This window comes from Streptosporangium sp. NPDC001681 (assembly GCF_040298085.1).
In the GTDB taxonomy this organism is placed as follows: domain Bacteria; phylum Actinomycetota; class Actinomycetes; order Streptosporangiales; family Streptosporangiaceae; genus Streptosporangium.
The window spans coordinates 11816-34384 of the sequence record NZ_JBEOZN010000088.1; the positions used below are offsets into that span (position 1 = coordinate 11816).

Annotated in this window: 22 protein-coding genes and 1 tRNA gene; 5 read left to right on the forward strand and 18 right to left on the reverse strand. The window is 70.6% G+C overall.

Annotated elements, in window-relative coordinates; translation table 11 throughout:
* Positions 1-34 precede the first annotated feature (34 nt).
* Positions 35-1228 carry a phytoene desaturase family protein gene (locus tag ABT130_RS31970; RefSeq protein WP_350961682.1) on the forward strand — a complete coding sequence of 398 codons (1194 nt, stop codon included), beginning with the start codon at positions 35-37 and terminating at the stop codon, positions 1226-1228.
* 62 nt (positions 1229-1290) lie between these two features.
* On the opposite strand, the gene ABT130_RS31975 is transcribed toward ABT130_RS31970, so the two are convergent.
* The 4 genes from ABT130_RS31975 to ABT130_RS31990 all read right to left on the reverse strand — a co-directional run bounded on the left by ABT130_RS31975 (position 1291) and on the right by ABT130_RS31990 (position 4285).
* On the reverse strand, positions 1291-2520 hold the full coding sequence (locus ABT130_RS31975; protein ID WP_350961684.1) for a CynX/NimT family MFS transporter: 1230 nt from the start codon (positions 2518-2520) through the stop codon (positions 1291-1293).
* 311 nt (positions 2521-2831) lie between these two features.
* Positions 2832-3479, reverse strand: a complete 648-nt coding sequence (locus tag ABT130_RS31980; protein WP_350961686.1) for an SRPBCC family protein — start codon at positions 3477-3479, stop codon at positions 2832-2834.
* 66 nt (positions 3480-3545) lie between these two features.
* Positions 3546-3926: a hypothetical protein gene (locus ABT130_RS31985; protein WP_350928875.1), complete on the reverse strand. Its 381-nt coding sequence runs from the start codon at positions 3924-3926 to the stop codon at positions 3546-3548.
* Complete coding sequence (locus tag ABT130_RS31990; protein ID WP_350961688.1) at positions 3923-4285, reverse strand: hypothetical protein; 363 nt, start codon at positions 4283-4285, stop codon at positions 3923-3925. The genes ABT130_RS31985 and ABT130_RS31990 overlap by 4 nt, the downstream gene beginning before the upstream one ends.
* Positions 4286-4371: 86 nt before the next feature.
* Between ABT130_RS31990 and ABT130_RS31995 the strand changes: the two genes are divergently transcribed.
* Positions 4372-4869 (forward strand): 2-thiouracil desulfurase family protein, encoded by a 498-nt coding sequence (locus ABT130_RS31995; protein ID WP_350961690.1) that lies wholly within the window; start codon positions 4372-4374, stop codon positions 4867-4869.
* On the opposite strand, the gene ABT130_RS32000 is transcribed toward ABT130_RS31995, so the two are convergent.
* The gene (locus ABT130_RS32000; protein WP_350961692.1) at positions 4866-5516 is read right to left on the reverse strand and encodes a hypothetical protein; all 651 of its coding nucleotides are present in this window, start codon (positions 5514-5516) and stop codon (positions 4866-4868) included. The genes ABT130_RS31995 and ABT130_RS32000 overlap by 4 nt on opposite strands.
* A gap of 50 nt (positions 5517-5566) precedes the next feature.
* Between ABT130_RS32000 and ABT130_RS32005 the strand changes: the two genes are divergently transcribed.
* Positions 5567-6244: a response regulator transcription factor gene (locus ABT130_RS32005; RefSeq protein WP_350928867.1), complete on the forward strand. Its 678-nt coding sequence runs from the start codon at positions 5567-5569 to the stop codon at positions 6242-6244.
* On the forward strand, positions 6241-7581 hold the full coding sequence (locus ABT130_RS32010; RefSeq protein WP_350928865.1) for an ATP-binding protein: 1341 nt from the start codon (positions 6241-6243) through the stop codon (positions 7579-7581). Before ABT130_RS32005 ends, ABT130_RS32010 begins: the two co-directional genes overlap by 4 nt.
* Positions 7582-8016: 435 nt before the next feature.
* Here the strand turns inward: ABT130_RS32010 and ABT130_RS32015 are convergent.
* From ABT130_RS32015 to nadD, 4 genes are all read right to left on the reverse strand, one after another.
* Positions 8017-8089 (reverse strand) — tRNA-Ala (locus tag ABT130_RS32015).
* A gap of 124 nt (positions 8090-8213) precedes the next feature.
* Positions 8214-8846, reverse strand: a complete 633-nt coding sequence (locus ABT130_RS32020; RefSeq protein WP_350961693.1) for a histidine phosphatase family protein — start codon at positions 8844-8846, stop codon at positions 8214-8216.
* Positions 8843-9250: a ribosome silencing factor gene (rsfS, locus tag ABT130_RS32025; protein WP_030924760.1), complete on the reverse strand. Its 408-nt coding sequence runs from the start codon at positions 9248-9250 to the stop codon at positions 8843-8845. Before rsfS ends, ABT130_RS32020 begins: the two co-directional genes overlap by 4 nt.
* 312 nt (positions 9251-9562) lie before the next feature.
* A complete protein-coding gene (gene nadD, locus ABT130_RS32030; protein ID WP_350928860.1) occupies positions 9563-10234 on the reverse strand; it encodes a nicotinate-nucleotide adenylyltransferase in 672 nt (223 codons plus the stop codon).
* Positions 10235-10308: 74 nt separating this feature from the next.
* Here nadD and ABT130_RS32035 point away from each other — a divergent pair, with 74 nt between their 5' ends.
* Entirely contained in the window at positions 10309-11334 is a 1026-nt protein-coding gene (locus ABT130_RS32035) for a M48 family metallopeptidase (RefSeq protein ID WP_350928858.1), read from the forward strand.
* Between the two features lie 267 nt (positions 11335-11601).
* On the opposite strand, the gene ABT130_RS32040 is transcribed toward ABT130_RS32035, so the two are convergent.
* From ABT130_RS32040 to ABT130_RS32080, 9 genes are all read right to left on the reverse strand, one after another.
* Positions 11602-13395 carry a serine/threonine-protein kinase gene (locus tag ABT130_RS32040; RefSeq protein ID WP_350961695.1) on the reverse strand — a complete coding sequence of 598 codons (1794 nt, stop codon included), beginning with the start codon at positions 13393-13395 and terminating at the stop codon, positions 11602-11604.
* A gap of 221 nt (positions 13396-13616) precedes the next feature.
* The gene (locus ABT130_RS32045) at positions 13617-13808 is read right to left on the reverse strand and encodes a hypothetical protein (protein ID WP_350928854.1); all 192 of its coding nucleotides are present in this window, start codon (positions 13806-13808) and stop codon (positions 13617-13619) included.
* 246 nt (positions 13809-14054) lie between these two features.
* Positions 14055-15344 (reverse strand): glutamate-5-semialdehyde dehydrogenase, encoded by a 1290-nt coding sequence (locus tag ABT130_RS32050; protein ID WP_350961697.1) that lies wholly within the window; start codon positions 15342-15344, stop codon positions 14055-14057.
* A gap of 18 nt (positions 15345-15362) precedes the next feature.
* Positions 15363-16487 (reverse strand): glutamate 5-kinase, encoded by a 1125-nt coding sequence (proB, locus tag ABT130_RS32055; protein ID WP_350928850.1) that lies wholly within the window; start codon positions 16485-16487, stop codon positions 15363-15365.
* A 48-nt stretch (positions 16488-16535) separates the two neighbouring features.
* The gene (gene obgE / locus ABT130_RS32060; protein WP_350928847.1) at positions 16536-17888 is read right to left on the reverse strand and encodes a GTPase ObgE; all 1353 of its coding nucleotides are present in this window, start codon (positions 17886-17888) and stop codon (positions 16536-16538) included.
* 105 nt (positions 17889-17993) lie between these two features.
* Positions 17994-18251 (reverse strand): 50S ribosomal protein L27, encoded by a 258-nt coding sequence (rpmA, locus tag ABT130_RS32065; protein WP_030924780.1) that lies wholly within the window; start codon positions 18249-18251, stop codon positions 17994-17996.
* Between the two features lie 19 nt (positions 18252-18270).
* Entirely contained in the window at positions 18271-18573 is a 303-nt protein-coding gene (gene rplU, locus ABT130_RS32070; RefSeq protein ID WP_030924785.1) for a 50S ribosomal protein L21, read from the reverse strand.
* A gap of 333 nt (positions 18574-18906) precedes the next feature.
* The gene (locus ABT130_RS32075) at positions 18907-21675 is read right to left on the reverse strand and encodes an Rne/Rng family ribonuclease (protein ID WP_350961701.1); all 2769 of its coding nucleotides are present in this window, start codon (positions 21673-21675) and stop codon (positions 18907-18909) included.
* Between the two features lie 97 nt (positions 21676-21772).
* Positions 21773-22552, reverse strand: coding sequence for a TIGR03936 family radical SAM-associated protein (locus ABT130_RS32080; RefSeq protein WP_350961703.1), 780 nt, complete (start codon positions 22550-22552; stop codon positions 21773-21775).
* Positions 22553-22569: the final 17 nt, after the last annotated feature.

Consider the following 22569-nt stretch of genomic DNA (forward strand, 5'->3'; position numbering starts at 1 on the left):
TCACGAACGGCGCCTCGCGCTCCGTCGTGAGGGCATGACACCAAACACGCGAGACATCAGCATCGTCGGTGGCGGGCTCGCCGGGCTCACCGCGGCCATCGCGTGCGCCGAAGGCGGCGCGCGGGTCACCCTCCACGAGGCCCACCGGGAGCCGGGCGGCCGGGCCCGCAGCACCGCGGCCCCGTACATCGCCAACGACGGCCCCCACGTTTTCTACTCCGACGGCGAGCCATGGCGCTGGCTGGCGAGAAGAGGTCTGGTCGGGCCGTACACCAAGCCCACGCCCGGCAAGCTCGCGAAGGGCAGGTTCCGGCACGGCGACCGGCTGTCCGCCATGCCACCCTGGTCACTGCTGAGGGCGTGCACCAAGCGGCGACTGCGGGCCCCGGTGGACGAGGAGTTCAGGACCTGGGCCACCCGGCACTTCGGTGAGGAGGCCATGCGGGCTCTCGCCGGACTGGTCGGTGTGATCACCTACGACGCCGACGCCGGACGGCTGTCGGCGGCGTTCGTCTGGGAGCGAGTGCTGCGGGCGACCGCGCCGAGGTATCCGGCACCGCGCTACATCGTCGGCGGCTGGGGGCGGGTGATCGAGCGGATGGCCGTACACGCGCGCGGTCTGGGCGTGCGGATCGAGACCGGCTCGCGGGTGGACCGCCTGCCCGAGGACACCCCCGTGATCGTGGCGACCTCACTGGACGCCGCCAGGACGCTGCTCGGCGACGGGTCGCTGCGCTGGGAGAGCGGGAAGGCCGTCCTGCTCGACCTCGGCCTCCGGGTGAGCGGCGACGACCTCTTCCTCGTCTCCGACCTGGACGAGGGCGGCTTCATGGAGCAGTACGGCCTGGCGGACCCCTCGCTCGCCACCAACGGGCAGACCCTCTGCCAGCTACAGATGCCGGTCAGAGCGGGTGAGACGAAGGTCGAGGCGGTGTCCAGGGCGGAGCGGGTGGCAGATCTCGGGCTTCCCGGCTGGCGGGAGCGGACGACCTGGCGGCGGGAGGCCACCTGCAACGGCCGCACCGGAGCGCTGGACCTGCCGGGGACCACCTGGCGGGACCGGCCCGCGATCGACCGGGGGGACGGCGTCTGGCTGGCCGGTGACTCGGTGGCGGCCCCCGGCCTGCTCAGTGAGGTCTCCTCGCACAGCGCTCTGATCGCGGCGGAATCCGCCCTGCGGGCCATCCGGCGAGCGGGCCATCGGGAGCCGCACTCGTCGATCGCCTGACGGCTGCGCCGGCGCGGCCTGTGCCGCCCCCGAGAGGGCACAGGCCGCGCGGCGAGGGAGGGTCAGCGCGCCAGAGCCCGCTCGTCCTCCAGGTAACCCGGCCGCCCGGCGTACCAGCCGGCCACGAACTGCACCGCGACCACCCCGAGCAGCAGCAGGAACGGCAGCGTCCAGCCGCCGGTCGACTCGTGCGTGAAGCCGATGACCAGGGGTCCGGCGCCCGCGATGAGATATCCGGTGCTCTGCCCGAAGGCCGACAGCGCGGCTGTCGCCTCGGGGGTGCGGGTGCGCATGGCGAGCATGGTGAGCGCGAGCGGGAAGGACCCCATCCCGATGCCGACCAGGCTCGCGAAGAGCCACGCCAGGCCGACGGGCGCGAGCCAGAGGCCGAGGAAGCCGGCGACGTAGAAGACCACGAAGGCGGCGACCACGGGCCGCTGGTCGGTGAACTTCGACGCCATCCAGGGCACGAGGAGCGAGACCGGGATACCGATCGCGGTGAAGGCGCCCAGCACCAGACCCGCCTGCCCGCTGCTGTAGCCACCATCGATGAGGATCTTCGGCAGGAAGCCGAACATGATGTAGGCGACCATGCTCTGGGTGCCGAAGTAGGCGGCGACCGCCCAGGCCAGCCTGCTGCGGAGCAGGGCACGGGCACTCGTTCCCTCGCCCGCGCCGCGCCGCTCCGGCTCACTGCGCGCGAGCGCAAGCCACGGAATGGCGGCGACGGCGGCGAGCGCCCCCCACACCCCGAGGGCAACGTGCCAGTTGCCGTCGGTGGCCTGCTGGATGGGCACGGTCGCGGCGGCCGCGAGCATCGTGCCCACCGCGAGGGCCGTGGTGTAGACGGTGGTCATGATCCCGGCCCTGCCGGGGAAGTGGCGCTTGATCAGGCTGGGGATGAGCACGTTGCCCACCGCTCCGCCCGACAGTGCCAGGGCACTGCTGTAGAGGAACACCTCGGCCGAGTCCACCATCGAGCGGATGAGCAGGCCGGCGCCCAGGACGATGAGGGAGAAGAGCAGGAGGCGGTGCTCGCCGACCTTCCTGGCCAGCGCCGGGGTCAGCGCGCCGACCGAGGCGAAGATGAGCACGGGGAGCGTGGTGAGCAGCCCGACTCCGAGGGCGGTCATGCCGAGGCCGGAGGCTATCTGGTCGAGAACCGGCCCGACGCTCGTGACGGCGGTGCGCAGGTTCAGCGACGCGAGAACGATTCCCAGCACGAGCAACCAGGCGAGAGATCCTGTCGTTCCACCGGTGCGGCCCCTGGTCTGATGGGTTAGCACGCTCATGCTGGTTTCAGTCCTCCTCAGTGGTTTCATCCAATCGTAGGATGATTGGCTGACTGTAACTTTAACAGGACTGAAACCTCTGTTTGTTCCTGACCGACGCGTCGGGGTGGAGGTGATCGAAAACTGCTGACAATATGAAAGCCGGGCCACGCATCCCTTTACAGGGCGTGACCCGGCTCTCTCGCGCACCGGCGTGTCCCCGGCTCCGATGCCGAAGAACCCGGACGGTCAGGGCACCGGACATCTGGGGCCGCACCGGGCGAGCCTGCGATCCGGGCGGACATCAGGCGGTCATCCCGGACCCGCGAGCGTCAGACGCGTGGCCCCGGGGTGAGCGGCGGCTCCTCGCCGAGCCGGCGGCCGGCCGGCGGCAGCGGCTCGCCGCCGGGAGGCGGAAGCGCGGACTCCGGCGGGTAGCCCTGGCCCACGGTGCGCGGAGGTGCGGGCTCGTCAGAGCCGTGACCACCTGTCGTGCCGGTGCCGCCGACCCGGGCACCGTGCTCGTGCGGTCCCGGCACATCCCCGCGCCAGGCGCCGGTCTCGCCACCGCGCGACTCGATGAAGGTCTTGAAACGCTCCAGGTCACCGCGGACCCGCAGGCGGACGATCTGCAGCCGGTCGCCGACGGTCTCGACGAACCCCTCGGGGTCGTACTCCATCTGGAGCGTGACCCGGGTGGTGTCCGGACCGAGGTGGTGGAAGGTCACCACACCGGCCTGGTGCGGCCGCTCGACCGATCTCCAGGCCACCCGCTCATCGGGGTGCTGCTCGGTTATCTCCGCCTGGAACTCCCGGCGGACCCCCGCGATCTCGACGACCCACGCGGTACGCGTGTCGCTGAGTTGCTTGATCGACTCCACGCCTTCCATGAATTCGGGAAAGCTCTCGAACTGGGTCCACTGGTTGTACGCGGTCCGGATCGGGACGTTGACGTCGACTGACTGTTCGATCGAGCTCATGACCGTGCCTCCCTTGTGGTTCGGTCGGTTCGGGAGGCAGACCTGCCCGGTGCGGTCCGGACCTAACTAGCGGCGCCGCAGAAGCCAGTAAAGCCCCAGGACTGGCAGCACAAACGGGATGAAGAGATATCCGCTTCCATAACCCGACCAGACTGTGGCACGCGGGAACGCCTCTGGGTAGACCATGCTGAGCGTGCCGACGATGAGCACCCCGGCCAGCTCGATCCCGCAGGCGACCAGCGCCAGGGGCCGGTTCCCCCTGGCCAGCGCGACGGTGAGCACGATGTAGACGGCGGCGGCGAACGCCGACAGCCAGTAGGCCAGCGGGGCCTCCTGCAGGCGCGTCGCGATCTGCACCGCGGCGCGGGCCCCCGCGGCCAGGGCGAACACCCCGTAGACCGCCACCAGCGCGCGGCCGGGCCCACTGCCGATCGCCGGCTCGCTCACGGCATCCCCTGCCAGACCTGGAGCAGCCGCCCGACCATGCCGGGAATCGCGAAGCCCGCCACCGCGACCACCGCGGGCCCCCAGCGTGAGCGCTCGCCGATCCCCCAGAAGGCCGCCACCGGCGGGATCACCACGCTGCCCGCCAGGTAGCCGATGAGCGTGGCCGGGCTCGCCGGCCCCTCGCCCCGCACCATCGCGGCGATCACGAACCCGGCCTGGACCAGCAGTCCGACCTCCAGCACCCCGAGCGCGACGAGGAGCACGGTGCCCATCGCTCTGTTCCGCATGGTGGTCAGGAGGCTGACCAGGCCGACCGCCAGGGAGAACAGGATCAGGCCGGTCGCGAGCGGGCCGATCATCGAGACCGCAGGGGATCGAAAAGCATGAGCAGTAGGGTACTGCCCGCTCCCCTCGCCCCCTCCTGCACGGCGTCTATTCTGAGACCGTGGAAAGGATCCTGGTCAGCGCCTGCCTGATGGGGCGGAAGGTCCGTTACGACGGGGCCGCCAAGACGAGCGGCGACGCGCTGCTGGCCGCGTGGCGGCGCCAGGGGAGACTCGTTCCGTTCTGCCCGGAGGTCGAGGGCGGCCTGCCCGTCCCGCGCCCCGCCGCGGAGATCGAGGGCGGCGCCGGAGGCGCGGCGGTGCTCTCCGGGACGGCCCGGGTGCTGACCGCCGGGAATGCCGACGTCACGGCCGCCTTCCTCGCCGGTGCTCAGGCGGCGCTCGCCGTCGCCAGGTCCTTCGACGTGAAGGTGGCGATCCTGAAGGAGGGCAGCCCCTCCTGCGGCAGCCTGACCGTCTACGACGGCACCTTCGCCGGCCGGCGCGTCCCCGGTCACGGAGTCACCTCGGCCCTGCTCGAACTGCACGGCATCGCGGTCTTCGGCGAGGATCGCATCACCGAGGCCGCCGCACGACTGCGCGAGATCGGCGAACCCTAGTATTCCCACAGGTCTGTACGGCTCTCCCCGCCGATGCAGAAGACCGCGGAGCCGTGCTCTCCCTTGACCAGGTCGACCCGGATCCACCCGGTGGCCGAGGCGACCTTGGCCTCGTAGCCCGCGTTGGGGGCCGCGGCGATCAGGCGGCACACACCGTTCTCGATGGCGAACGAGACCGAACCACCCTTGACGTTCACCACGCGCAGGTTCTCGGTCGAGATCGACCTGGTCCTGGTGGCCGCCGGCTTGGGCGCGGTGGGCGACGGCGCGCCGGATCCGGACCGCGAAGGGGACGGCGCCGACCGGGAGAGCCCGGCGTCCCGCGTGCGCACCGGCGCGGCCGTCCTCGACGGGGAACGGGCCGGCTGCGATCCGGTGGTATCCCGCGTGGGCGGGATGAGACGGGGCGCCGGGGTACGGACGGGTTCCGAGGAGGCCGTCGGCACGCCGATGACCTGCGGTCCCGTCGGCGCCCCCAGTGGGAGCCGCGAGTCTCCGGTGCGGCCGATGGCGGCGTTGAGGGGCTCGATGCTCGCGTCCTCGAAGACCTCGCTGCGGAGCACGTCGCGGACGCCGAACCAGGCGACCGAGATCGCCAGGACGGTGGCTCCGCACCACACCGCTATGAACCCCAGCGTTTGCCGCATGTCACGGATTATTACGTTACATGTCCCACCATTCACTACCGTTACACGACATGGCGACAGTTCTGGTGGTCGAAGATGACGAGTACGTACGATCCGCGATCATTCAGGAACTCAGCAGGCGCCAGCACGTCGTGCGCAGCGCGGGACGTGCCCTCGACGCCCTGAGGGAGATCACCCAGAACCCCCCGGACGCGGTGGTCCTCGACCTCGGGCTACCCGACCTGGACGGGGCGGAGGCTCTCAAGATGGTCCGCAGCGTATCCAGTGTCCCCGTCATCATCGCCACGGCCAGGGACAACGAAGCGGAGATCGTCCGTCTGCTCCAGGCGGGGGCCGACGACTATCTGGTGAAGCCGTTCTCCGGCGACCACCTGAACGCCCGTCTGGACGCCGTGTTGCGCCGGGCGCGGAGCGCGACCCCACCGCCGCTACTGTGCGTCGGCGCGCTGTCGGTGGACCTGAACCGGCGCGAGGCCCACCTGGACGGCGTCCCTCTCACCCTCACCAGACGCGAGTTCGACCTCCTCGCCTACCTCGCCGCCCGCGCCGACCGGGTGGTCTCCCGCAAGGAGTTGCTCACCGAGGTGTGGCAGCAGTCCTACGGCGACGACCAGACGATCGACGTCCACCTGTCGTGGCTGCGGCGCAAACTCGGCGAGAGCGCGTCCTCCCCCCGCTACCTGCACACCGTACGCGGCGTGGGGGTCATGTTGATCACACCGTCGTGAGACGGACCCTGGCCCTGCTCACCGTCGCCGGGACCTCGATGGTCGCCCTGGCCTTCCTGATCCCGCTCGGGCTCATCGTCAGGGAGATCGCCTACGGCCGGGCCATGGCCGAGGCTGAACGGCAGGCGTCGGCTCTGGTCCCGGTGCTGGCCATCACCGTCGAGGAGACCCGGCTCACCCACGCGCTGCTCAGCACGGGCGCGCAGGACCGGATCGCGGTCCACCTGCCCGGCGGCGGCTCAGCCGGCACCGTCAGGGCCCCCGCCGAGACCGTGGCCGCCGCCTCCCGGCTGACCAGGGCCATCACCGCGGAGATGGACACCGGCTACCTCCTGCTGCGCCCGGTCGCCCTGGAGGGCGGGCGGACCGTGGTCATTGAGATCTTCATCCCCTCGGACGACCTCACCCGGGGCGTCGCCGCGTCGTGGGCCGTGCTGAGCGGGGTGGCGACGGTGCTCGTCGCCGGCTCCCTGCTGGTCGGCGACCGGCTGGGCGTCCGGGTGGTGCGTTCGGCCCGGCGCCTGGGCAGGGCGGCGAGCGCGCTGGGCGCCGGAGATCTCAGCGTCCGCATCGAGCCGGAGGGCCCACCCGAGCTGGTCGCGGTCGGTGAGGCGTTCAACAGCATGGCCGACCGCGTGGTCCAGCTCCTGGCCGCCGAGCGGGAGATGGCCGCCGACCTGTCGCACCGCCTGCGCACACCCCTCACCGCGCTCCGGCTCAGCCTGGACCACCTGGGGCCCGAGGCCGAACAGAGCAGGAGCGCGCTGGGCCGCCTGGAAGCGGAGGTGGACCAGATCATCGCGGCGGCCAGGCAACCCTCCCTGGCGCCGGAGCTCGTCCACTGTGACGCCGCCGAGGTGCTGCGCGAGCGGCTGACCTTCTGGTCCGCCCTGGCCGAGGACCAGCAGCGCGCCTGGGAGTTGATCGGCGCCTCGACCTCCACGCGGGTTCCGGTCGCGGCAGGAGAGCTCAGCGCCGTGCTGGACGCCCTGCTCGGCAACATCTTCCGGCACACCCCCGAGGGCACGGCGTTCACGGTGACCCTGCACCAGGGCTCGGGCACCGTCGGCATGCTGATCGCCGACGCCGGCCCCGGGATCCCCGACCCGGAGGCGGCGCTGCGGCGCGGGAGCAGCGGCGCGGGATCCACCGGGCTGGGCCTGGACATCGCCCGCCGGCTCGCCGAGTCCACCGGCGGCACGCTGCGGATCGACGCCTCCTCCCTCGGCGGCGCCAGGGTCCAGCTCTGGTTCCGCACCGACCGGCACGATCGGCCTCCGCGCATCACCCGGCGCCTGGTCCGCGGCCGCTGGTCCCGCGGGAACGCACCGCGTTGAACAGCCCGCTGAAGGTCACCGTCATGCTTGGCGGGGAGACCATCGAGGTTTGCGCGACAGGCGCGTTTCTTCTCTTTTGTGGGTCCCGTTCCGGAAACGGGCGGGGCTTGGCCGTCGCCCGCCTCGTTCGAGGGAGGCGAGAAGCCGCTTCCCCCGGGGCACGGAGAAGTCGACATTGGTTAGATCGCACGTAAGCACGCCTTAAGAGCAGCTAAAGCACGCTGTTTCGCCAATCCGGCTGCACGATCATGAAGGAGCGCGGAAGGGATCGCGTACGCCACCCGCGTCCGTGATCCCCGGCGCGTCTCACCGGGCCGGCCTCACGTTCAGACGGAGGGCGCGCGGCCGGCCCGGCAAGACGCGCCGAGATCCGCGGCCAGAAACGGAAACCGCCTCTGCCCTGCACAAAAGCGCAGGTCAGAGGCGGTTCAACTGTGGAGCTATGGGGATTCGAACCCCAGACCTCCTCCATGCCATGGAGGCGCGCTACCAGCTGCGCCATAGCCCCTGGTCACCGCTTCGAGTGCTCTCGTCGCGGCGCTTGGGAAGCATATAAGGACACCGACATGTTCACCTAATCGACGGCCACACGGCCCGCGCCCGCCACCGGGGCGCAAGCCGCACCGGCGAGGTCACTCCTGGGTGGCCTCGGGGTTGTCGTCGCTGCTGACCGGCTCGGGGAGGGTTCCGGCGTTGTGCTCCAGCAGGCGCCAGCCCTTGCGCGACTCCTCCAGCACCGACCAGGAACAGTTTCCCAGGCCGCCCAGGGCGGGCCAGAGCTCCTGCGGCAGGTTCATGAGCTTCGCGATGCCGAGCCGGATCGCCGCCCCGTGGGAGGCGACGACGAGCAGGCCGTCGGAGTCGACCTGCGCGGCCCAGCGGCGCACCGCCGAGGCCACCCTGTCGGCGACGTCGCCGACCTCCTCGCCGCCCGGCGCCTCCCAGGCCGCAAACTCCCTGGGCCAACCCGCGGAGATCTCCTCCCGGGTGAGCCCTTCCCACTGCCCGCCGCCCCGCTCTCGCAGATCCTTGTCGACCATGACGTTCAGGCCGGTGACGCGGGCCAGTGCCGAGGCCGTGTCGAAGGCCCGTTGGAGGTCGGAGGAGACGATCATGCTCGGGCGGAGCGCGGCGAGCAGCGAGGCCGCACGGGTCGCCTGCGCGATCCCGGTCTCGTCAAGCGGGATGTCGCTGTGGCCCTGGAAGCGGTGTTCGACGTTCCACAGCGTCTGACCATGTCTGAGACAGACGACGCGACGGCTCACTCAGCTACCGCCCCGCGGGCGCGCTGGGCGGCGACCTGGGTCACGCTGTCCGGCAGCGCGATGGAGGGGCAGTCCTTCCACAGGCGCTCGAGCGCGTAGAAGGTGCGGTCTTCCTCGTGCTGGACGTGCACGACGATGTCGATGTAGTCCAGCAGGACCCAGCGGCCCTCGCGCTCGCCCTCGCGGCGGACGGGCTTGGCGTCGGCCTCGATCCGCAGCCGATCCTCGATCTCGTCGACGATGGCGCGGACCTGGCGGTCGTTGGTGGCGGAGCAGAGCACGAACGCGTCGGTGATGACGAGCTGGTCGCTTACGTCATAGGCGAGGATGTCATCGGCCAGCTTGTCCGCCGCCGCCTCGGCGGCGAGCCTGACGAGCTGGATGGATCTGTCGGTTGCTGTCACGGTGTGGGTCAGTCCTCCTGCTAGTCGGCGCTGTCACCTATCAGGGTGCCCGATTCGGCGCTCGTTGAAGAGCCACCGTTCGAACAACGCCTATCGTGGGCCGCCCGATTCCGTACCGCAAACGGATTGGCGGTCTGATCGGGGGCGTACCGCGCGGTCGGGGCCGCGCCTGCCGATCTCGGGTGGGACGGGCAGGTGCCCAGGTCATTCGGCGATCAAGCCGGTTGAGCTGTGGACACCCGTCCCACGCAAACTTCTCAAATCATAGCGAAACACGTTCTAACTTGCGCCATTTCCGCAGATCATCGCGATTCACAGATTCTCTTCCGGCCTGCCCTGCCCCAACCGCCGGGGACGATCCCCCTCAGATGACGCCTTGCCGTAGAGGCCACGCTTGTTGATGTACTGGACGATGCCGTCGGGCACGAGGTACCAGATGGGCTCCCCGGCGGCCACCCGCTCGCGGCACTCCGACGACGAGATGGCCAGCGCCGGGATCTCCACCAGGCTGACCTTCCCCTCGGGAAGGCCGGGGTCGTGCAGGACGTGGCCGGGCCTGGTGGCACCCACGAAGTGCGCGATGGTGAACAGCTCGTCGACGTCGCGCCAGCTCAGGATCTGGGCCAGGGCATCGGCGCCGGTGATGAAGTAGAGATCGACGTCGGGCCCCCAGGCAGAGGAGATCTCCCGGAGCGTGTCGATGGTGAAGGTCGGCCCCGGGCGGTCGATGTCGACGCGGCTCACCGAGAAGCGAGGATTGGACGCGGTCGCGATGACCGTCATGAGATACCGGTCCTCCGCGGCGGAGACGGTCCTGTCGGCTTTCTGCCAGGGCTGTCCCGTCGGCACGAAGACCACCTCGTCGAGGTCGAAGTGGTGGGCGACCTCACTGGCCGCGACCAGGTGACCATGGTGGATCGGATCAAAGGTCCCGCCCATGACGCCCAGGCGCCGCTTCCCCCGACCGGTAGGCGCGTTCATCATGAAACGGACCATACGCGCAAGCCGTACAGAGCTTTTAATCACCCCCCGCGCGTGGCAGGCAGACCCGACGTAGCATGCCGGACATGACCACCACCCCGGATCGCAACCGCGTGCAGCTTCCCGGCATCAGCTCACGCGCCTACGAACATCCCGCTGACCGGTCCGCGCTGGTCGCCCTCCGATCGCTCAGCGGATTCGACACGGTGCTCAAGCAGATGTCCGGCCTGGTCAGTGAGCGCCGCCTGCGCCTGATCTACCTCGCCTCGGCCGTACGCACCGGTGACACGCAGTTCCGAGCACTGCACGACATGGGCCGCGACGCGGCCTACACGCTCGACCTCCACCGCATTCCCGAGGTCTACGTGCAGCAGAGCCCGCTGGTGCAGGCGAAGGCGATCGGTTTCGACGACCCGTTCATCGTCGTCACGACCGGCCTGCTGGACCTGATGGATTTGGAGGAGCAGCGCTTCGTCATCGGCCACGAGACCGCCCACATCCTGTCGGGCCACGCCGTCTACCGCACCATGCTCGACATCCTGACCCGTCTGGCCACGCGCGTGGCCTGGATCCCGCTCGGCTACATCGGCCTGCGCGCGATCGTGGCCGGCCTGGAGGAGTGGCACCGCAAGTCCGAGCTCTCCGCCGACCGCGGCGGCCTGCTCTGCGGCCAGGACCCCGATGCGGCGCTGCGCGCCCTGATGAAGCTCGCCGGCGGCTCGCGCCTGCACGAGATGAACATCGAGGCCTTCCTCGACCAGGCACGGGAGTACGACACCGCGGGCGACGTCCGCGACGGCCTGCTCAAGGTCCTCAACCTGCTGGGCACCACCCATCCGTTCGCCGTCTCCCGCGTCGCCGAGCTCGACAAGTGGCGCCGCGGCGGCGAGTACGACACGATCATCGCCGGCGACTACCCCCGCCGCGCCGACGACTCCAACGCGAAGATCTCCGAGGAGGTCCGGGCTGCCGCCCGCTCCTACCGCGAGTCCTGGTCGCAGTCCCAGGACCCGTTCATCGGTGTTCTGCGCGACGTGGCGGAAGGTGCTGTCAACGCCGGGGAGCGCATCTTCAATCGCTTCTCCCGCCGCGATGGAAATTAGCCGAGAGTTCCACCAAAAGGGCCCGGACGGGCCCTTTTTTATTCGATAGGTATGGCCCCGGAACGCGTTGCCGCGCCCCCTGAAGGTCAACGGCGATCCCGCGGGCAAGGGGACCGACCGCGGCGCCTGAACGTGGGGCACATCACCGGCGCCCCGGCCTCCCACGACACCTGGGCCGCCACACCGCCCAAGGTCGCCTGAGCCGGCGCGACCCCCACCACCGGCCGGGACCTGGCGCCGGGGGCCTTTTCGACGAAAGGACGCCCCCTACACGAGAAGGGCGATCGCGCGTACGGCCGCCGAGCACAGGGCGACGAAGCCGCCCAGCACGGCGAGCGCGCGCAGCCCCTCCTTGCGGAGCTCGACGAGCTCGGCGCCGATCCGCTCGATCTCCCGGCCGATGAGACCGCCACAGACGACGCCGAACACGACGCCGGAGACGGCGATCGGGGCCGAGTGCAGCCACCACTCCGGTGGCAGCGAGCCACCGAGGGTCAGCCAGAGTGCGAGACCCGCCAGAGCGGCCGCCGGCAGCCCCGGCCAGGCCAGGACGGTCAGCAGCGAGGCGGCGAAGATCACCGGAAAGCCCAGCACCCGCAGGGCCACCCGGACCCTGGCCGACTTGCGCTTCCTGACCAGCCAGTGCCCGCCCCAGAGCGCGCGGGCCAGTGCGGCGAACAGGCCGGTGACGGCGAAGGTGGCCGGCGGCCAGATGACCGTGGCCACGACGCACGGCACGGCCAGCACCGCCAGCAGGAGCAGCGCCGCGTTGCCCGTGGGCAGCGGTCCTGCCCGGCCAGGGGCCTGAGCCTCCCCTGCCGCGCCGCCGGACCGTCTGCCCGCCCGGCGCCGGGTCGCCCGGCCATCCGCGGCGGAGGAACGCCCGCCCCGCGACGCCTCACCTGCCGCGAGAGCCGCACGCCCACCGCTGGACGCCTCAGCGGCCGGGGAGGCCTGACGCCCGCCCCGCGACGTCTCCCCCGCCGCGGGGATCGCTCGCCCCGCGCGGGGCGCCTCACCGGAGGCGAGCGCCGCCCGTCCGCCACGTGACGTGCCCTCCGCGGCGGCAGGGGGGCGTACCGCCCGCGCGGGTCCCGCCGAGCCTTCCGCCGCCGGGGCGGGCGACCTTCCCCTGGCCGATCGGCCGCTCCTCGCGGGCTCGTCGCCCTTGGCGCGGGGCTTGGGACGGCTCTCCTGCTTCCTGGCTCCGCCGGGCTTCTCCCCCGCGGAGCCTGCCGCCTTCTGGGAGACTCCCGCCTCGGGCGAGGCCACCCGGGCGAGCCGGCCGAGGCGGCCGGCGAGAAGGGCCGCGGTGGGGCGCTTGGCCGGCTCACGGTGCAGGGCCGCGCGGATCAGGGGCAGCAGGGCTGCCGGGACACCCTCAAGATCGGCCTGACCGTTGAGGATCGCGTACATCTGCGCCTCGACCGTGCCCCTGCCGAAGGTGGGCCTGCCGGTCGCGGCGAAGGCCACGGTGGCCGCCCAGGCGTGCACGTCCGCGGGCTCGCCCACGGGCTCGTCGGCGAACAGCTCGGGGGCGGTGTAACCGGGGGTGCCGAGGAAGGTGCCGGTCAGGGTGAGTCTGGTGGCGTCCAGGACGTGGGCGATGCCGAAGTCGATGAGGACGGGCTCGTCGTCCTCGTTGACCAGCACGTTGGCGGGTTTGAGGTCACGGTGGACGACCCCGGCCGCGTGGATGATCGACAAGGCGGTGGCCAGCCCCTGTGCGAGGGTGAGCAGACCGCCGTCCAGGGGGCCGCCGCGCCGTACCCGCTCCAGGAGGGTCTCTCCCTCGATGTGCTCCATGACCAGGTAGGGCCGATCACCGTTGAGGTCGGCGTCGACGACGCGGGCCACGTAGGGGCTCTCGACCCTGCGAAGGGCACGGACCTCCCGCTCCAGACGCATCCGGGCCTCGGAGTCGGTGTCGACCATGTCGTGGAGGACCTTGAGCGCGACGTTGTCACCACGGCGGCCGACGGCGAGGTAGACCTCGCCCATGCCTCCCCGGCCGAGACGCTCCAGCAACGTGTAAGGACCGACCCGCCCGAGACGACCCATGTGACCTCCTGCGTCGGCCACATGGGTCAGGGACCGCTGCGCCTATCGGGTCGCTCGCTCCCGCTCGCTTCCCTGCTGTCCAGCCGTAGGAGACCACACCATAGCGGGCGAGTGTGACGTTTTCCCGATGGCACGCCGGACTCCCGAAAAGATCGGCATGGCGGGACGCGCGCCTCCTCGTGCGCCTCGTCAGGCTCGGGTCAGGCCACGGGCGGGGCCTCTCAGGGCCGGCGCGTGGGCTTGCGGACCGGGTCTTCCAGCAGGCTGTCGAGCTTCGCGGTGGGTTCCGCCGACAGGTCGCGGCGCCGGGTGCGGCGCCAGTTGACGTGCCCGCGGCTCTCCATGAGCAGCAGTAGCCGGTCCGCACCAAAAACGACAAAAGCTATGAAGAGGAATGCAACGACGATTTCCATGAAGTCCAGTCAAACCATAAGCGACCGTGATCACACGGAGCGACACACCATAACGCTCAGTGACGATCAAAGTCACCGAACGAGATCCCCGATGAACCTCCGGAGTGCCGACTACACCGTAGACCCCGGAGCGCCCGGCAGCGCGATGATCCCGGAACCCCGATGGATCACCCGTACCGTGCGGCTCGCGGAGCATTCCCGACGCCGTTGGTCCTCGGCGCCGGGAACGCTCCGCGGCCCGCGCCCCTACCTCAGGCGGGCTTCGGCCGAGGCGAGGACCGTACCCTCGCTGGTGCGCAGGTGGCCCTCGCCGGTGTAGACCCACTTGGTCGAGGTCAGCTCCGGCAGGCCCATGGGGCCGCGCGCGTGCAGCTTCTGGGTGGAGATGCCGATCTCCGCGCCGAAGCCGAACTCCGCGCCGTCGGTGAACCGGGTCGAGGCGTTGACCGCCACGGCCGCGGAGTCGACCAGGGCGACGAACCTGCGGGAGGCGCTGACCGAGCGCGTGACGATCGCGTCGGTGTGGGCTGAGCCGTACTTCCTGATGTGCGCGACCGCGTCCTCCAGCGAGTCGACCACGGCGGCCGCGATGTCCAGCGAGAGGTACTCCATCCGGAAGTCCTCCTCGTCGGCGGGCACCACGTCACCGTACGCCGCGACGCGGGCGTCACCGTGCACCGTGACGCCCTCCGCCGCCAGCGCGGCCAGTGCGCGCGGCACGAAGGTGTCCGCCACGGCCGCGTGCACCAGGAGCGTCTCCGCGGAGTTGCAGACCGAGGGGCGCTGGACCTTGGCATTGATCAGGATCTGGATCGCCAGGTCGAGGTCGGCGTCGGCGTCGACATAGACGTGGCAGTTGCCCACGCCGGTCTCGATCACCGGGACCGTGGACTCCTCCACCACCGAATTGATCAGCGAGGCCCCGCCGCGCGGGATCAGCACGTCGACCAGGCCGCGGGCCCGCATGAGCTGCTTGACCGAGTCGCGGGTCAGCCCGGGAACCAGCTGGACGGCCCCCGCGGGCACCTCGGTGCCCGCCAGCGCCTCCTGCATGATCCTGACGAGAACCGTGTTGGACTCGTACGCGCTGGAGGAGCCGCGCAGCAGGGTGGCGTTGCCGCTCTTGAGGCAGAGCGCCGCGGCGTCCACGGTCACGTTGGGCCGGCCCTCGTAGATGATGCCGATCACCCCGAGCGGGACCCGGAGCTGGCGCAACTCCAGTCCGTTGGGCAGCGTGTTGCCCCGGATCACCTCACCCACCGGGTCGGGAAGGTCGGCGACCTGACGGACCGCCTCGGCGATCGCCTCGATCCTGGCCTCGTCGAGGCTGAGACGGTCGATCATGTATTCGGAGGTCCCGCTCTCCCTGGCCTTCTCGACGTCGAGCGCGTTGGCCGCGACGATCTCGGCGGACCCGGCCACGAGCGCGTCCGCGACCACCCGGAGCGCGGCGTCCTTCGGCGCCCTCGGCAGCGGGGCCAGCTCGGCGGCGGCCTCTTTAGCCGCCAGGGCTACCTTCAGGAAGTCCTCGGACATCTCGCGCTCCAAAAAGAACTAGTGGTGGGATTCCAGTATGACGATGTCGTCACGGTGGATGAGCTCTCGTTCGTACTCGGGCCCCAGGGTGGCCGCCAGTTCCCTGGTGGAACGGCCGAGCAGCCCGGGGATCTCCCCCGCGTCGAAGTTGACCAGGCCGCGCGCGATCACCTGGCCGAGCGGCTCGCACAGATCCACCGGGTCGCCCGCCGCGAAGTCGCCCTCGACCGCCGTGACCCCCGCGGGAAGCAGTGACTTGCGGCGGCTCACCACAGCCTCGACGGCGCCGGAGTCCAGATGGAGCCGGCCTCGGCCGGTGGTGGCGTGGGCCAGCCAGAGCAGGCGGGTGCCCGGGTGGCGGCCCTCCGGGTGGAAGTAGGTGCCGACATCGGCTCCCGCGAGGGCCTGGGCCGCGTGCGCGGCGGCGGTCAGCACCACGGGAACGCCCGCCCCTGTGGCGATCTTGGCGGCCTGAACCTTGGTGACCATGCCACCGGTGCCGACCGCGCCGCCCTTGCCGAGCTCGACCCCGACGAGGTCGGAGGGCCCGCGAACCTCGGTGAGCCGGCGGGCGCCGGGGCGGCGGGGGTCGCCGTCGTAGAGGGCGTCCACATCCGACAGCAGCACCAGCGCGTCGGCCCTGGTCAGGTGTGCGACCAGGGCGGCGAGGCGGTCGTTGTCGCCGAATCGGATCTCGTCGGTGGCCACGGTGTCGTTCTCGTTGACCACCGGGACGATGCCCAGCTCCAGCAGGCGTGCCAGCGTGCGCTCGGCGTTGACGTGGTGCGAGCGGCGCATCATGTCGTCGGCGGTCAGCAGCACCTGGCCGACCCGCAGGCCGTACCTGGCGAAGGAGGAGGTGTAGCGGGCCACCAGCACGCCCTGGCCGACCGAGGCCGCGGCCTGCTGGGTGGCGAGGTCGCGCGGCCTGGCCGCCAGGCCCAGCGGGCCGAGGCCCGCCGCGATCGCGCCCGAGGAGACCAGCACGATCTGGGTGCCGGACTTCCGCCGGGCGCCGAGCACGTCGACCAGGGCGTCCACCCGGTCGACGTCGATCATTCCCTGCGGAGTGGTGAGCGAGGACGAACCCACCTTCACGACGAGGCGTGAGGCCTTACGGATCCGTTCGCGCGCAGAGTCCACGACACGCACCTTTCAAAAATGATCACTGGAAGAACAGCGGGAAGCGTACTAACCGAGCCGGTTGTCCGACCCGCGCGGCCCCTGGTGCACGGCCTCGGCGTTGAGCGTCGGCTGCCAGTCGAAGATGTAGCCGTTCTCCATGGAACCGATGATCACTTCGGCCCCGGCCTTCGCCCCGGCCTTGGTGAGCTCCTCCTCGACACCGAGCCGCTCCAGCCGGTCGGCCAGATAGCCCACGGCCTCGTCGTTGGTGAAGTCGGTCTGGCGGATCCACCGCTCCGGCTTGGCCCCGGTGACCTGGAAGGTGTCCTCGTCGATCCGGCGGACGGCGAATCCGGTGTCACCGTGCTGCTTGGGCCTGATGACCAGTCGGGTCGGCTCGGGGACGGGGGCGGCGGCCCTGGCCGCGGCGACCATCTCCCCCATGGCGTAGGTCAGTTCCTTGAGCCCCTCGTGGGTGGCCGCGGAGATCGAGAAGACCCGCAGCCCCCGCTCCTCGAGCATCGGCCCGACGATGTCGGCCAGGTCGCGGGCGTCGGGCACGTCGGACTTGTTGAGCACCGCCAGGCGCGGCCGATCCTCCAGCTTGCCGTACGCCGCGAGCTCGGCCTCGATCGCCTCGTAGTCGCTGATGGGGTCGCGGCCCGGCTCCATCGTGGCGCAGTCGATCACGTGCACCAGCGTGTTGCAGCGCTCGACGTGGCGCAGGAACTCGTGCCCCAGGCCCTTGCCCTGTGAGGCGCCGGGGATCAGGCCGGGGACGTCCGCGACCGTGAAGACGGTCGCGCCCGCGGTGACCACCCCGAGGTTGGGGACCAGCGTGGTGAACGGGTAGTCGGCGATCTTCGGCCGGGCCGCGGATAGGGCCGCGATGAGGGAGGACTTGCCCGCGCTGGGGAAGCCGACCAGCGCCACGTCGGCGACGCTCTTCATCTCCAGCATCACGTCGAGCTCGTCGCCGGGCTCGCCGAGCAGCGCGAACCCGGGGGCCTTGCGCTTGGCGCTGGCCAGTGCGGCGTTGCCGAGCCCGCCGTGCCCGCCCTCGGCGATCACATAGCGGGTGCCCGCGCCGACCAGGTCGATGAGGACCTCACCGGTGTCGGCGTCCTTGACCACGGTGCCGTCCGGCACCGGGATGACGATGTCGGGACCGTTGGCACCGTCGCGGTTGGAGCCCTGTCCCTGCTTGCCGTTGTCGGCCTTGCGGTGCGGGCGGCGGTGGTACTCCAGGAGCGTCGCCGTGTTGGCGTCCACCTCCAGGATCACGTCGCCGCCGCGGCCACCGTTGCCCCCGTCCGGGCCCCCCAGCGGCTTGAACTTCTCCCGATGGACAGAGGCGCAGCCGTTTCCCCCGTCACCGGCCTTGATGTGCAGGACCACCTGGTCCACAAAGTCCGGCATCTCTACTTTCCTACCTCTATCTACGGGAACTTCTGCGGAAAACGCGAACAGGGGTGGACCGCCGAATGCGATCCACCCCTGCCCTCAACGTCTGTCGGTGCGAATCTACTCCGCGACCGGAACGATGCTCACCGCGCGGCGCCCGCGCTTGACACCGAACAGAACGTGGCCTGCGGCCAGCGCGAACAGCGTGTCGTCACTGCCACGGCCGACGTTGTCGCCGGGGTGGAAGTGGGTGCCACGCTGACGAACGATGATCTCGCCGGCGTTGACCAGCTGACCGCCGAAGCGCTTCACACCGAGCCGCTGGGCGTTGGAGTCGCGGCCGTTCCGAGTGGACGACGCGCCCTTCTTGTGTGCCATCTCGCAAAACTCCCGAAACTCAGGCCTGGTCGATGCCGGTGATCTTCACCTGGGTGTACCGCTGGCGGTGACCCTGGCGCTTCTTGTACCCCGACTTGTTCTTGTACTTCAGAATCCGGATCTTCGGACCCTTGGTCTCACCGAGAATCTCGGCGGCAACCGTGAACTTGCCCGCCTCGGTGGTCACGTCGCCGTCGTTGACGACGAGGACCGTCGGCAGCGAAACCGTGGAACCGACCTCGCCGGCGACCTTGTCCACTTCAAGGACGTCACCGACGGAGACCTTCTGCTGCCTGCCGCCGCAACGAACGATCGCGTACACCGCGGAACCCTTCTTCTGACTGCTTGCTCGCTGGATGCTGCGCCCCGCATCCGGCTGTGGTCATTGATGACGTACCGGGTAGGCGCGCGAACAGGGCGCGCCATGAGCGCACCGGTTCACCAGAATACCGGATTGACGGTGTCCTGGTCGAACCGGGCGGAACGTCGGAGGTGCCGACCTCAGGTCCTGCTCCTTGGATCTTCTGCCTGCCTTGGTCACCCGGACGGGGCCTCGCGACGGTTCCGTCACCCATAGCACGCTATGAGCTCCTCTTCCGCCCTACGAGACACCGTCCGGCAGACCCACGCCACGGCAAAATCTGCGGGACAGGACCTACTCGGCCGACCTGGCCTTGCGGGAGCGTCTCCGCCCCCGGCCAGAAGCCTGTGCTGCCTGACCGTCCTCATTCTGGACTCCATCAAGCGCATCGGTCACCGTATCACGACCCGACTGGTCACCGGCCGCCACAGCGTGGCTACCGTCCTTGCCGAGCTTCTCCGCGACGGCCTTCTCGACCGCCATCTTGCCCTGCGTACCACGCGGCTCCGGCTTGCCCTCGACCGGCTCGGTCGAGACGTGCAGGCCGCGGCCGTTGCAGCACTCACAGACCGTGGAGAACGCCTCCAGGAGCCCCTGACCGACCCGCTTACGCGTCATCTGGACCAGACCCAGGGAGGTGACCTCGGCGACCTGGTGCTTGGTACGGTCGCGGGCCAGGCACTCCAGCAGCCGCCTCAGCACCAGGTCCCGGTTGTTCTCCAGCACCATGTCGATGAAGTCGATGACGATGATGCCGCCGATGTCGCGCAGCCTGAGCTGGCGGACGATCTCCTCGGCCGCCTCCAGGTTGTTGCGGGTGACGGTCTCCTCAAGGTTGCCGCCCTGGCCGGTGAACTTGCCGGTGTTGACGTCGACCACGGTCATGGCCTCGGTCCGGTCGATCACCAGCGAGCCACCGCTGGGCAGCCAGACCTTGCGCTCCATCGCCTTGGCGATCTGCTCGTCGATCCGGTAGGCGGCGAAGACGTCACCGTCCTCCTCCCACCTGCTGAGGCGGTCGGCCAGGTGCGGGGCGACATAACGGACGTACTCGTCGACCGTCTCCCACACCTCGTCTCCCGCGACGACCAGCGAGGAGAAGTCCTCGTTGAACACGTCCCTGACCACCCGGACCGTCAGGTCCGGCTCGGAGGAGAGCAGCTCCGGCGCGCTGGCCGACTTGGCCTTGCGCTGGATGTTCTCCCACTGCGCCGACAGCCTGGCCACGTCGCGGCTCAGCTCGTCCTCCGACGCGCCTTCGGCGGCCGTGCGGACGATGACCCCGGCGTTCTCCGGCATGACCTTCTTGAGGATGCTCTTGAGGCGGGTGCGCTCCTTGTCGGGGAGCTTGCGGCTGATCCCGGTCATCGAGCCGTCGGGCACGTAGACCAGGTAGCGCCCGGGCAGGCTGATCTGGCTCGTCAGGCGGGCGCCCTTGTGCCCCATCGGGTCCTTGGTGACCTGTACCAGCACCGACTGGCCCGACTTCAGCGCCACCTCGATCCGCTTGGGCTGTCCCTCCAGCCCGGCGGTGTCGAAGTTCACCTCTCCGGCGTACAGCACCGCGTTACGGCCCTTGCCGATGTCGACGAACGCGGCCTCCATGCTCGGCAGGACGTTCTGCACCTTGCCGAGATAGACGTTGCCCACGTACGACTGGCTCGCCTCGCGGTTGACGTAGTGCTCGACGAGGACCCCGTCCTCCAGCACCGCGATCTGGGTGCGCCCACCGGTACGGCGGACCACCATCATGCGCTCGACGGACTCCCTGCGGGCCAGGAACTCCGACTCGGTGATGATCGGCGGACGCCTGCGGCCAAGCTCGCGCCCCTCGCGGCGGCGCTGCTTCTTGGCCTCCAGGCGGGTCGAGCCTCGCACGCTCTGCACCTCGTCCACCGAGGTGCTGCGCCCGGCGCGGGGCGCGCGGATGCGCACCACGGTGTTCGGCGGGTCGTCGTGGACCTCTCCCGCCTCGTCGGTGCCCCTGCGCCGCCTGCGGCGACGCCGGCGCGAGCTGCCGCTCTCCGAGTCTTCGTCCTGCTCGGCCTCGGGCCTGTCCTCTTCGTCCTGCTCGGCCTCGGTCTCCTCGCTCTCGTCGAGGTCCCGCGTCTTGCCACGGCCCCGGCCACCCCTGCGGCGCCGACGCCGGCGGCCACCGGCGTCCTCGTCTCCGTCCGTGTCCTCGTCCTCGGGCTCCTCGGCGATCTCGGCCTTCGCCTCGACGGGCTCGGGCTCCGGCTGCGGCGCGGGAGGCTGGACCGGCGCGGGCCGGGCGGCGGGCTGCGTGGCCCGCTGCGGGTCGGGGGCCTGGAACAGCGGCTGGAACACCGCCGCGGGTGCCTGGAAGGTCACCGAGGGCACCTCGGAACGTTCTTGGGCGACCAGCCCGAAGGGGTCGGCGAACAGCCCCGGCCGCCGTTCCTCGACGGCCTCCTCGATGAGGTCCTCACCCGCGGGCTCGTCATCGAGCGGTTCGTCGACGGGCAGCTCGAGCAGCAGTTCCGCCTCGGCCTCCTCCGCCCCGGCCGTGGGCACCTCGCCGGTGACCTCCTCGGCCACGGCCGGCTCCTCCCGCACGACCGCCTTCTTGCGCGTACGGGTGCGCTTGGCAGGGGCTGCGGGCTCCTCCTGCGGCGCGGGCTCGGCGGCGGGCTCCTGAACGGCGGCGGCCGCCGTCTCGACAGGCTCGGCGACCGGTTCGGCCACCTTCTTCGCACGACTACGCCGCGTGGTGGTGGCGGTGCCGTCCGTCGCGGTGGTCTTGCGCCTGGTGGCGCGCTTGGGCGCGGCCTCCTTCACCTCTGCCACCTCGGCGGGCTCCACAGCCTTCGCGGGCTCCGCCGCGGGCCCGGACGCATCGGCCGCCGACGGTTCCGGCGAGATGCCGGACGCCGCCCGGGGTGCGGGTGCCGTCACGACCTCGGGAGCCGAATCCGGCTCCTCCGGCGGAGGTCCTGCGGGTCGGCTCGCGACCCTGCGCCGGGGCGCCGGTGGCCGCGTCTCTTCTGTTGTCGTGTCCCCACCGAGGCTGTTGACCCCGGCGTTGGGCTCGTTGTCGAGCATGCGGGCGCTCTCCCGTTCAGCTCCCGGGCACGTCTCCGCGCCGCGCGGGAGCTCTCGTCTCTCACTGTCCGCCAGGCTCATAGCCCGGCGCCAAGTCCTATATGTCGCCGCCGACGTGCCTGCCCACCGGTTCCGCTTCGCCGCCGCGCGTAATGTCGCGGTCCAGGCCGAACGGATCAGCGGGCTCACCGGTGCGAACGTCCAGCGGGCCCTGCGCCAGCCTGGTCACCTCGGGGGGCACCGGCGGCGCGAAGTCAGCCACAAGACGCAGTCCAGTGAGAACGTCGTCGGGTCGAACGGCAGGAGTTGCGTGCCGTACAACCATGCGAAGTATGACACATGGCCGACTGGACGCCTGACCTGCTGTTGTCCCTTTGCCCTCAAATGCCGCGAGGCTCAGCACCGCCTCCCGCGCGTCGAAACGTCGCATCCCCTTCTTGGTAAGGCGTTCGACCTCGACGTGATCGGTGGCGACGAATCTCTCAACCGCGACACCGGCGAGGGCGAGATCGGCTCCGGGCAGCCGCAGTTCCCACGCCGAGCACTCCATCTGGTCGGACAGACTCGCGGGGCCGGCCTCCACGACGTCAAGCACGTCGAGACCGGGAGGCAACGAGGCGTCCAGAGCGGCTCGCAGCCGCTCCGGGTCACACTCGCGCGTCACGCTGATCTCGAGGTACTCGGCCTCGCTGGCGACCCCGGTGGGTGCGGCCCCTCCCACGTAGGAGATCTTCGGGTGGGGCGAGAAGCCCGCGCTGAACGCCACCGGGACGTCGGCTCGCCGGACCGCGCGTTCAAGCGCCCGGGAGATGTCGCGGTGGCTGGTGAAGCGCAGGCGGCCGCGCTTGGCGTAGCGCACACGGAGGCGCTGCACCACTGGCGCGGGCGGCGGCC